The sequence below is a fragment of the Fulverythrobacter fulvus genome (genome assembly GCF_037154085.1).
Taxonomy (GTDB): Bacteria; Pseudomonadota; Alphaproteobacteria; order Sphingomonadales; family Sphingomonadaceae; genus Andeanibacterium; species Andeanibacterium fulvum.
Genome location: NZ_JBANRM010000004.1, coordinates 284,973 through 297,117, shown reverse-complemented (window position 1 = coordinate 297,117; position 12,145 = coordinate 284,973). Strand labels below are relative to the sequence as shown.

At 63.3% G+C, this 12,145-nt stretch carries 4 protein-coding genes and 2 pseudogenes; 4 read left to right on the top strand and 2 right to left on the bottom strand.

Features of this window, described 5'->3' with window-relative positions; all coding sequences use genetic code 11:
- Window position 1: 1 nt before the first annotated feature.
- From WFP36_RS13540 to WFP36_RS13525, 4 genes and pseudogenes are all read left to right on the top strand, one after another.
- The gene (locus WFP36_RS13540; RefSeq protein WP_336981131.1) at window positions 2-859 is read left to right on the top strand and encodes an alpha/beta hydrolase; all 858 of its coding nucleotides are present in this window, start codon (window positions 2-4) and stop codon (window positions 857-859) included.
- Between the two features lie 390 nt (window positions 860-1,249).
- A pseudogene (locus tag WFP36_RS13535) lies at window positions 1,250-8,461 on the top strand (autotransporter domain-containing protein); the annotation flags it as partial.
- 87 nt (window positions 8,462-8,548) lie between these two features.
- Window positions 8,549-9,037, top strand: a pseudogene (locus WFP36_RS13530) (OmpA family protein); the annotation flags it as partial.
- Between the two features lie 198 nt (window positions 9,038-9,235).
- Window positions 9,236-9,808, top strand: a complete 573-nt coding sequence (locus WFP36_RS13525) for an O-methyltransferase (RefSeq protein WP_336981129.1) — start codon at window positions 9,236-9,238, stop codon at window positions 9,806-9,808.
- A 13-nt stretch (window positions 9,809-9,821) separates the two neighbouring features.
- Here the strand turns inward: WFP36_RS13525 and WFP36_RS13520 are convergent, their stop codons facing one another.
- Both WFP36_RS13520 and WFP36_RS13515 read right to left on the bottom strand, forming a co-directional pair.
- Window positions 9,822-10,670 (bottom strand): HAD-IIA family hydrolase, encoded by an 849-nt coding sequence (locus tag WFP36_RS13520; RefSeq protein WP_336981127.1) that lies wholly within the window; start codon window positions 10,668-10,670, stop codon window positions 9,822-9,824.
- A 14-nt stretch (window positions 10,671-10,684) separates the two neighbouring features.
- Entirely contained in the window at window positions 10,685-12,145 is a 1,461-nt protein-coding gene (locus WFP36_RS13515) for a biotin carboxyl carrier protein (protein ID WP_336981125.1), read from the bottom strand.

Below are 12,145 nucleotides of genomic sequence, written 5' to 3'. Positions count from 1 at the left end.
AATGGACCGCCAGACCTTCCACGCAGAACTGCGCGCCATGGGCAGCGACTTCACCATGGACCTGATCGAGCGGACCAACGCCTTGCTCGCCCCGCTGGTCCCCGCGCCGGACGAGGCCCACACCATGCGCGACATCGCCTATGGCCCGCATGAGCGCCACCGCTCCAACCTTTTCCGTCCGGAAGCGGGCGAGCCTGCGCCCTGCCTGCTCTTCGTCCACGATGGCGGCTTCGTCATGGGCGACAAGGGAGCGCCCGGCGCGCCCTTCTACAACAATATCGGGGCCTGGGCGCAGCGAGAGGGCATCGTCTGCGCGGCGATGAATTACCGCCTCGCTCCCGAAGTGCGCTGGCCGGCCGGGCGGGAGGATGTGATCGCCATGATCCTCCATCTCGCCGCCCACGCGCCCGAATACGGGATCGATCCGAGTCGGATTTACCTTATGGGCCATTCGGCTGGCGCGACCCATGTGGCCGACGTCGTGGCGGCGCCCGGAGAGGCCGCAGGCCGCATTGCAGGCGCCATCATGAGCTCCGGCTTCTATGACCTTTCCATCGCCGTGCGCGATCCGTTCAAGCCGCAATATTACGGCGCCGAACTGGCCGACTGGTCGCCCATGTCGCCTCTGCCCGGTCTGATCGCCACCGACGTGCCCTGCCTCTTCGCCCTGTGCGAGCTCGACATGGCCGAGTGCCACGATCAGGCGAAGGCCCTTGCGGATGGCTGGTACGCTGCAAAGGGCGTGCTGCCGGTGCTCTACGTTCAGCCCGGCCACAACCACATTTCCGCAGCCCGCCAGATCGGCAGTGATGTCGATTCCTTCGGGACGCTCCTGAGTGCCTTCGTAAGTGCCCGTTAACGATGGGTGATTAGTTGCGACAGGCAACTGTTGCCTTAAGGATACGGAGACAATGGATTTCGCCGGATGGCCTCCGGCGGCATGGACAGTTGCTGGGCGGAGACATAATCTAACACTGCTGACGTGTATGCCTTTCACCCGGACGGGCGGTCTGCAAAGGGCGAGTAACTTTTGTTATCCGCTGGTTTGCAGGGCGATTGTCACAAAAATGGGTCATTGGGCATGGACGAACGGTGGCTAAAGCGGTATGAAATCCGCCAAATAGGTCACCGATAACAACAAAATCGCCCAAAAAGGGCGGGTCGCAAAGCTTAAAAGGGTCTCACGGGGCCCGACAGAGATTCGACTGCAGAAGCCTCTCACGGGGGGCGATATGAGGGAGTTATACGGATGAACCGCAATACGCGTCGCCTTTTGGCGGTCGGTGTGTCTGCGCTGGCACTGAACTCAATGGGTTCAGGCACTGCTTTCGCAGAGGGCGCTGGCGTCATTCAGCAAAATGATGATGGCTTTGGTGGCCCGGCTTCGACGGTAGAAGCCACTCTGGTCATCACGCATATCGGCGTCGACGCCGATGGCCAGGCCGGTGATACCGATGTTCCCTACGCGGACGTCAACAGCGTCGGCAGCGGCTGGGTGATCCAGACCGGTACGGCGACCAACTTTGCTGACATCGAAATCGTTGCCGCTGGCGATGTGGCCATTTCGGCTATCGCAGTCGACACGAGCGGTTCGATCGCTGACGCCGACGTATTCGGTGCGATCTACCAGGACCCGAACTCCCCGGGTGCAAACACTGCGACGATCCTCAACACCGGCTCGCTTGGTGTTGGTGCCTATGCGCAGGCGACCAACCCCAATGGCGACGCTGACGCCGAGGCGAATATCTATTTTCTGCCTGCGGTGAACCAGAACGCGCATGGCGGTACTGCCGGCAATGCTGCGATCACTAACGACGCGACGGCTGCGGCAACCGCTCCGGCTGAGCTCTATGTGAAGGCTACGGCCATCGCGATTGCCGAATCCGGCGACGGCGATGCCGATGCCTATGTCTACAACGGCATCAATCAGGACGTTGGCGGTTCGGATTCCGCTTCGGCCACGATCACCAACACCGGCGGCATTGATATCGGCGCTGTTGCGACTGCCTTCGGCACGGACGACGCCGATGCTGACGCCGATGTTGACATCGGTATCCGTCAGGATGCGGGCTCGGGCGATAACTCCTACGCGGGTATCTCGAACGCCGCTGGCGGTTCGATCAACATCTCGGCCGTTGCTTCGGCTTCCTCGACCGGCACCTTCTTCGACTCGGGCGACGCTGATGCGGATATCGATACCGGTATCTATCAGGAAGCCGGTTCGGGCGGCGTTGCCACCGTTGAAATCGACAATAACGGCTCGCTCGGCGTTCTCGCCAGCGCCGATGCTTTCGGTTCGGACGAAGCGACTGCCAACGCCGATATCGATTACGGCATCTACCAGGATGCAGGCGCGGCTGACACTGCCAACGCCCTGATCGTGAACGGCACGGCTGACTCCCCTGCGGCTTCGATCGGCATTCACGCCATCGCTGAAGCCAATGCGGTGAACGATGCCGATGCCGATGCCGACATCGAAACTGGCATCTATCAGGAAGCTGGTTCGGGCGAGAACGCCACCGCTTCGATCACCGGTACCGGTTCGATCGACATCGGTGCGACCGCCAAGGCTCGCTCGACCGATGATGACGCCTTCGCTGACGCTGAAATCGAAGATTTCGGCATCTTCCAGACCGTCGATGGCGGTGCTGGCACGGGCAATAGCTCGCTGGCCATCATCGATGTCGACGGCACGCTGGCTGTTTCGGCCAAGGCAACCGCTTCGGCTGTTGCCCCGACCACGGCGCTCAACTCTGCCGACGACGCCTATGCTGATGCCAACATCAATGACGGTATCCGTCAGGAAGTCGGCTCGGGCGCTCCGGTTAACTCTGCTTCGATCTCGGTTGGCGGCGCCAACAGCGGCGTGTTTGCAACTGCCAAGGCGGTTGCCGATGACGATGCCGACGCCGACGCTTCGATCGACGATGGCGTCTATCAGACCGTTGGCGGTCCGGATACGGCTTCGGCTGCGTTCACCAACTCGGGCGAAGGCGCTTCCTTCCAGCTGGCTGCCGTTGCTTCGGCGACCGGCGGTGAAGACGCAGAAGCCAACGCTTCGGTCGAAACCGGCATCTATCAGGACGCGGGTTCGGGTGGCGACGCTTCGGCGACCGTGACCAACTCTGCTTCGCTGGGTGTGCTGGCTGACGCCAACGCCAAGGGTCTCGGCGGCAGCGCCACTGCCAATGCCTTCATCGATGCGGGCATTGCTCAGGAAGCCGGTGCGGCTGACAGCGCGACTCTCGCGGTCAACAACAGCGGTTCGCTCGGCATCTCGGCTCTCGCTGACGCCACTGCTTCCACCAGCGCCACTGCCAATGCCGGCATCCAGGTCGGCATCATCCAGGAAGCTGGTTCGGGCGGCGTCTCGAGCGCTTCGCTCGCCAACACGGGTGGCCTTGACGTCACTGCTGTTGCCGGTGCGATCTCCTCGGACTCCTCCGCTGACGCCCAGGCCGGTATCGGTGCGGGTCTCATGCAGCTCGTCGACGGCGTTGATGCCTCGGCCAGCTTCAGCAACCTGACCCCGGCTGCAACCGGCACGGCTCCGGCTGTTCCGGCTGAGTTCAACGTGAACGCCACTGCCGACGCTTCTGGTGCGACCTATGCTTCGGCTGACGCGTCGCTCGGCATCGGCATCGGTCAGGTCGCTCTGGGTGACGAAGTGGCTTCGGCTGGCTTCGAAAACACCGGCCTGATGAGCCTCAGCGCGAACGCGACTGCGGCGGCTGACGCCGGTACTGCCGACGCCAACGCCATGCTGATGGCTGGCATCGGTCAGGTTGCCTGGGGCAGCACCTCGGCTCACGTCGACTTCACCAACGGCGCTGACGGCGCGATCGTCATCGGCGCAGGCGCCGATGCAAACGGCGCTGTCGAAGCTACCGCCAACGCCTTCGTCGGCGTCGGTGTTGGCCAGCTGGCGGTTGCTGACGGCGGTATCGTCGGCCCTGACGCGACTGTCGGTCTCGTCAATGACGGTTCGCTGGCAATCGGCGCCGATGCAAAGGCAGTTGCGGGTACTGACGACGCTCACGCGTTCGGCGGTGTTCTCGCCGGTGTCGTGCAGGTCGCAGTTGGCACCACCCAGACCGCTTCGGCGCTGCTGGAAAATGGCGGTGACCTCTCGGTTGCTGCCAACGTCTCGGCCAATGGCGGCGAAGACGCCACCGCGCTCGGCTTTGTCGGCGGCGGTGTCGCTCAGTTCGCTTACGGCGACGTTGCGGCTTCGGTCGGCATGAACAACAGCGGCTCGGTTGACGTTTCGTCGAATGTCAAGGCGACCTCGGGCAGCCTGGGCGGCGGCTCGAACAACGCTGTTGCGCTCTCGGGCGTGCTTGCCGGCAACGTGCAGATCGCGATCGGCAGCGAGGAAGCTTCGGTCAGCCTCGTTAATGCGGCAACTGCTTCGGCCACCACTCCTGCCACCATCGGTGGTGAGGCGAATGCCACGGCGAATGCAGCCAACGAAGCCACTGCGGTTGCCGGTTACGGTGTCGGCATGGCTCAGGTTGCCTACGCTGACGGGAACGCCACTGTCGGCATCACCAACGAGGGTGTGATCGATTACAGCGCCAATGCCTCGGCTACCGCCGGAGCTGACGACGCTCACTCGATTGCCATCCTCGGCGCCGGTGTTGTCCAGGCCGCGATCTCGACCTCGGCTCTTGCCAGTGCCTCGTTCGACAACGGCGTGCTGAGCGTCGGCGCTTCGGCTGATGCCGTCGCTGGCGAAGACGGTGAAGCCTATGCCTTCATCGGCGCGGGTGTCGGCCAGATTGCCTATGGCTACGAAGGTGCAACGGTCTCGCTGACCAATGCCACCTCGCTCGACGTTACTGCCCTCGCCCATGGTGCTGGCGGTACCGACTCGGGTGATGCGCTTGCAGGCGTCCTGATCGGCGTCGGCCAGATGGCCATCGCTTCGGGTACCGGTGCGGACGCGCTGGCTTCGATCACGAATGCGGGCACCGCTTTCGATATCAACGCCTCTGCCAACGCCACGGGTGCCAACTCGGCTGAAGCTTCTGCCTTCGTCCAGGCCGGTATTGCTCAGGTGGCTCTGGCTGCTGGCGATGCCACTGCCAGCCTCGCCAACAGCGGCAGCATGGCTGTTGGCGCAACCGCCAATGCGGATGCAGGCGCAGTCGCCGGCAGCGCCGGTGCGGGTGCGACGGTCGTTTCGGGTATCAGCCAGTCGGCCGACACTCCGAATGGCATCGCCACTGTGGCGATTTCCAACGCTGTCGACGCGGACATCACCATCTCGGCTACGGCCAAGGCTGATGGTACTACCGGTTCGCTTTCCACGGCTGAAGAAGTCGAGGAAACCCCTCCGCCGAGCACCGGTTATTCCTATGCTTCGCTGGGCCTGACCGACATGATGCCCAGCGACAGCTACGGTATCCCGCAGGGCGTGATCTCGCAGAACGTCCAGGCAGGCACTTACGAACAGGAACCGCCGCTTGGTACCGACTCGTTCGACGCTACCGGCTATGACGCCGTCGCGCTGATCGAGAACGAAGGCAGCCTCACGCTGAGCGCCAACGCGGTGTCCAACGCCACCGGCGCCGTCTCGGCCAACGGCATCGTGAACGGCATTACCCAGGTTGCGACCGCCTTCGGTGGCCAGGCTGCGGCAGTGTTCGAAAACGGCAGCAGCGCGGACTTCACCGTCTCCGCTGGCGCTACGGCTACCGGCAGCTCGGCTGACGCCTATGCTGACGTCAACTTCGCTCTGTATCAGTATGTCAGCAGCACTGAATCGCTGGCATCGGTGTCGAACAGCGGCGGGTTCTCGGTCTCGGCAATCGCCAAGGCTGACGCCTCGATCGGCAGCGGCGAAGCTGGTGCTTATGCGACCGGCATCCGGCAGGAAGCCTACGGTTCGACCGTGAACATCACCAACCTCGGCACCATGAGCTTCCTGGCTGACGCCAGCGCCGTGGCTCCGACCCAGGCCTCGGCTGTGGCTTCGGTTGACGCAGTCTACCAGTATGCCTGGGGTAGCGAGGCGATTGCCGAGTTCACGAACGAAGGCACTTTCTCGGCCACGGCTAACGCCAATGCGTCGAGCGCTGCCAGCGGTTCGGATGCTCACGCTTTCGCATCTGCTGACGGTGTCTACCAGTACGTCGAAGGCGGTACGACTGCCGAGATGTCCTTCGTCAACGGCAGCAGCGCCTTCTTCACCGTGGAAGCCAACGCCAAGGCGGTCGGCGGTTACGATGTCGATGCAACGGCTTATGTCACCGGCATCTATCAGAACCACGCCTACGCCACGGGTGTTGCCGCTGATGCGTCGATGACGAACAGCAACTCGATCAACGTCAATGCCAATGCGACGGCCCAGGGCACTTCCTCGGTCTTCGCGAGCGCAGATGCCGATGGTTACATTGCTGGGGGTGACTTCGACACGGTGACGGTCGTCAATGACGGCGCGATCCAGGTTGGTGCCTATGCCAAGGCCGTCGACACGCTGGGCACGGATGACAGCTACGCGTCCGCATTCGCGACCGCGATCACTGTCTATGCCGGTACTGGCGAACCCGGCCTTGCCGGTTCGATCGACAACAACTCGCAGATCCTGGTCAATGCGACGGCAATCGCCGGCAGCGGTTCCTACGCTTCGGCGGGCGGCATCGTGCTCTATGGCGATTACAACACGATGGATGTGACCAACACCGGTCTCATCGACGTGCGGGCTGTTGTCGCCAATGGCGGCACGGCAATCGCAGACGGTATCTACGCGGGCTCGGGCCTGGGCGTGGGCGTGCCGGTTGGCACCGAAACCCTCACCATCACCAACTCGGGCGACATCGACGTCCGCGTGAGCACGGATGGTGGCGATACCTGGAGCTGGGGCAATGCGATCAACGTTCGCGACAACCCGACCCTGACTGCCATCAACCTGAATGGTAACGGCAGCGCTCCGGCGACGATCTACGGCAACATCATCGTTGGCGCCGGTGACACCATCACCGTCGACAATGGCGAAACCCAGTTTGACGGCGAGGTCAATGACGCGCTGAACATGGTGGGTGACCTGACGATCGCCGATGGCGGCGTGCTCTACCTGCGCGACAACCCGGCTGCGACGAACGACAAGTATGCCGGTCCGTCGAAGGCTTGGGTGGACAACCTGAACATCGCTTCCGGCGGTACGCTGGCGCTCGAACTTCCGAACTCTTCGGATGCTGCGGACGTCAACAACAGTGTCGCGCCGTTCAACTACCAGCAGATCTTCGCGAACACCGCGGTTCTGGGTGCAGACAGCGCTCTGGAAATCCGGGCTTCGACCGAAAACGGGCTGTATGATGATGACTACTTCTACAACAACATCATCGACTCCGACGATCTGACGGGCACCTTCGGCGACGTCTATGTGTCGAACACGATGTTCCTCGACCTGACGGACATCTACGACGCGGAAGACAACGTCGACCTGGGCATCAAGCGCGTGAAGTTCGACGACGGCCGCTTCGGCCTGACCCCGAACCAGCTGGCAGCAGCCGGCGGCATCGAGGACGTCTACTCCTCGTCGCTGACTGGTCCGTTCGCCAACATGCTGGCCGAGATCTTCACTCTCGACGTGCCGGAATACCGCTCGGCCCTCAGCAACCTGCACGGTGCGCAGTACGCCACCTACCTGCAGTCGCTGGGTTGGATGGGTAACCGCTTCAACGGTGTCCTGTCCGACATGGGTGAGTGCGCTGCACTCAAGCTCGACGACAGCACCCTCACCTGCCGCCGCGAAAGCGCCGGTATCTGGGGTACGCTCAACTACGGTCAGGAAAACATCGACAGCGATACCACTGCCGATGCGACCGGTTACGAGAGCGAACAGTGGCTGGCTGCGATCGGTGTTGACTTCCCGGTTGCCGAGGACTTCGTGCTCGGTATCGGTGGCGGCTACGTCAAGAACGAAGGCGACTTCGACTGGTACGGCGGCACCATGGACTCCGACGGTTTCCAGGTTGGTGTCTACGGCGCCTACGATCCGGGTCAGTTCTATGTGAAGGCAGCCGTCAGCTATTCTGACCTGAACGGCAAGTCGACGCGGACCGCCACGGTCGGCACCATTACCGGTGCTGTCTCGGCCTCGCCCGACGCCAACATCTGGGCTGCCGGTGGTGAACTCGGCTACCGCTTCGACCTGGGTGGTGCGACCGTCACTCCGTATGCCGGTCTCGACTACGTCTCGGCGAAGCTCGAGAGCTTCGCGGAAGGTGGTACCTTTGCAGGCCGTCTGACGGTGAACGACAGCACGGATGACTTCCTGACCTCCGAACTGGGTCTGAAGATCTCCGGCAACATCGGCGGTATCGTCCCCGAAGTGAAGGCCGGATGGCGTCACGAGTTCAATGACGAACCCGCGATGTTCACCGCCGTCTATTCGGAAGAGCCGGGTACGCCGTTCACGGTGATCAGCCCCTACCGGGCCGAAGATGCGCTCGCTCTGGGTGCCTCGATCGCTGCGACCGTCACCGACAACACCTGGCTGAAGCTGGGCTACGAGGGCTGGATGGCCGATGGGCACGACGTGCACTCGGGTGCGATCACGCTGCGGCATGAGTTTGGCAAGGCTGCTACGCCTCCGCCGCCTCCGCCGCCGCCCCCGCCGCCGCCGCCTCCTCCGCCCCCGCCGCCGCCTCCTCCGCCCCCGCCGCCGCCTCCGCCGGTGTGCAACAAGGGCCCGTACATCGTGTTCTTCGACTGGGATAAGTCGGACATCACGCCTGAGGCTGCGACGACCCTGGACAGCGCTGTGACTGCCTATGGCAATTGCGGTACGGTTCCGATCATGCTGGCTGGCTATGCTGACCGTTCGGGCAGCACCCAGTACAACGTAGGCCTCTCGAACCGCCGCAACGCTTCGGTTCAGACCTACCTTGTCGGCAAGGGCATCCCGTCCTCGGCGATCAGCAGCGAAGGCTTCGGTGAAGCGAACCCGCGGGTTCCGACTGCCGACGGCGTCCGCGAACTGCAGAACCGCCGCGTCGAAATCACCTACGGTCCGGGTTCGGGCAACTAAGCCCGATCCGAACCGCAAGGACCGACAAACGAAAGGCCCGGGGGGAAACCTCCGGGCCTTTTGCTGTCTGGCTTTTGCCTTTCACCGGAGGCACATTCTCCCGAACAGGAAGGGAGAGAGTGGATGAAATTCGAAGATCCCCGGGTCGCCGACATATTCGCCGAATATACTGCGAGGCATAGTGCGGAGACCGCACGCATGTCTGGCATGGCACCCACGGAGATGGGCGCCCATCGGGACGAATTCCTGCTTCCGGTTGGAGCAGAGGCGGCGGGATTTCTTCACGCATTGGTGCTGGCGCGCAAGCCACGGGCGATCCTGGAACTGGGCACCAGCTACGGCTATTCGACCCTGTTCCTTGCCGACGCGGCACGGGCCTGTGGGGCCAGCGTAGTTACGGTCGATCTGGATCCGGCCAAGCAGGATTATGCCCGTGCGATGCTGACGAGGGCGGGCCTTGAGAGCCTCGTGGAATTTCGAAATGGAGACGCGCTCGACATTGTCGGGGCCGATCCCGGCCCGTTCGAGTTCGTTTTCCTCGACATCTGGAAGGACCTTTATGTCCCCTGTTTCGAGGCGGTCTATCCGAAATTGGCGGACGAGGCTGTCGTCGCCACGGACAACATGATCCACCCCGAAGGCGCGCGTAACAGCGCGCGGGCCTTGCGCAAGGTCATCCGCGCAAAGCCCGATCTGCAAACTGCCCTGCTGCCCATCGGGCAGGGGATCGAACTGACGGTGAAGTGGAAGGCAGGTAATCCTGCCCTCTGATTGACGCTGGAAATCAGCCTAGCAGACCCATTTCGAGGATTGCGTCGATCCGGTCGATCACGCGATGCGGCGCCCGGTTGGCAGGCTGGGCCGCCCATTCTTCGAGAGACGTTGTGCCGGTGGTCACGCCGATACCGATCGCACCGCCCAGGCGGGCCATTTCGGTTTCGACCTTGGGATCGTCTCCGATCACGGCGACTTCCGCCATCGGCAGGCCGAGCCGTGCGGCAACAAACTGCATGGCGTGGAGTGAGGGCTTGCCGGTCACTTCGGGTTCGACGCCGGTTACCCGGGCAACTGCACCGCTGATCGCACAGCTATAGCCGAAGGAACGGCCGCTCTGCGTGGCGAAGAAGGGCACGTCGGACGCCGTGAAGAGCGCTGCACCGCCCAGCACTGCTTCGCAGGCGGCATGGATGTGATCCATCGTGCAATCCGGGTGCCAGGCGACATAGACGGCATCGGCGCGCTCTGCATCGGCCTCGCCTGGCATCACGGTGTTCAGGCCTTCGATACGCAGGGCCTCGGCCACGCCATCAGTGCCCAGCACCAGCACGCGTTCCACGCCGCGGTTCTTGAGTACCTGTCCGGCCACGCTGTTGGGCGTGAAGAGGTTCTCGTCGGGGATGGGCAGGCCGATTTCGCGCAGGCGCGGGCCCTGGCGGCTTGCCGGATAGGCGCTGCCATTGGTGAGGGCGAGATAGGGGATGTTCCGGCTCTTCAGCGCCTCCAACGTCTCCACCGCGCCGGGCAGGACCTTGTATTGGCCGAGCTCGCGGTTGGAGAGGATAAGCGTGCCGTCGAGATCGAACATCACGCCGCGCGCAATGCCGATGGGTTCTGCGAATTGGGAATGCGACATGTGGGGTTCCGTTATCAGGCTTCGACTTCGAGCCGGAAGCCTTCCTTTTCGACTGAGATTTCGGTGAGGTCGCGGCGGCTGAGTACGCCGCGCACCAGTTCCATGATCGCGCGTGTTTCGGGGTTATAGACCCGATTGGCGGGACCTGCAGCCTGCATGGCGTCGACCAGATTGGCCGGCATGGTGGCGCGCAGCAGGAATTCCTCGTCTGACAGGTTCGGGCCGATACGCTTCCGCAGGTCCGATAGTTCGGCCATGCCCGGCTCTGCCGCCAGTTCCTTGGTACGCGGATCGGACATGATGCGGTCCATCAGGTTGGGATCGACCGGTTGCATCGGGCGGCCGAACTTGCCGATGGCGAAGCGGATGATCTCGTCCGGGATCACGGCATAGCGTTCTTTGCCCGTCACGTTCATCACGGCCTGGGTCTGCAGCATCTGGGCAAAGGGCGTCATCACGATGGGCCAGCCCAACTCGCGCCGGATGCGGCCCAGTTCCTCGATCACGGCGCCTTCCAGATGGGGCACTCGCTGGTCCGAGAGGTGGCGGCGCATGGTGCCGACCATGCCGCCCGGCAAATTGTGATGGAAATATGCCGCATCGAAGGGCATCGGGTGCCCGGTGGGCAGGCCTTCCGCCTCGGCCAGTGCCGTGAAGTAATTGCAGACTTCCGCCACGGCATCGTCATCGATCTCGACCGTGTGGCCCATGGCGCGCAGATTGGCGATCATCCGCTGGATAGGCGGATTGGAGGTGCCGTCGGCCGCGCCGCCGCTGGCACATTGCAGGGCAGTCGCGCCCAGTTCGACGCCTTCGAGATAGGCCTGCTCGGCCAAGCCGATAGTGCAGTGGGCGTGCAGTTCCAGCGGCTTGTCACCGATCTCGGCCATGATCGCGGGGATCAGGGTCTGGGCGCGCTTGCTGGTGAGCAGCCCGCCCGGGTCCTTGATGTAGAGCGCATCGATGTCCGGGCTGGCAGCCATGATCCGCGCTGCCTCGGCATAATGGGCGTCATCGTGGATCGGGCTGATCGTATAGACGAGTGCGCCCACCACCTGTTCGCCGCCTGCGCGCTTCACCAGGCGGGCGACTTCCACGTTGGACGCCGCATCGTTCATCGGATCGGCTAGGGCGAAGCGACGAATGCCGTTGCGCGCCAGTGTGCGGAAGGCCAGTTCCATGAATTCGGGGCTGGCGGTCTCCCAGGCGATGAAGCGGAAGCCAGTGGAGAGGAATTGCAGCGGTGTGGTGGGGCAGGCCTCTGCCATGCCGCGTATCCGCTCCCACGGGTCTTCCTGCTTGTAGCGCACCGCAACGCCCATATGAGTGGACGTGGTGAAATCGATCGCCTTGAAGCCGCAGCGCTCCATCACCGGGGCGATGGTGAGCGTGCGGGCCGTATCGACGCCAAGGGCGCCCCACAGGCACTGATTCCCATCGCGCAGCGAGGTTTCGACGAGCTGGACCTTTGCCAT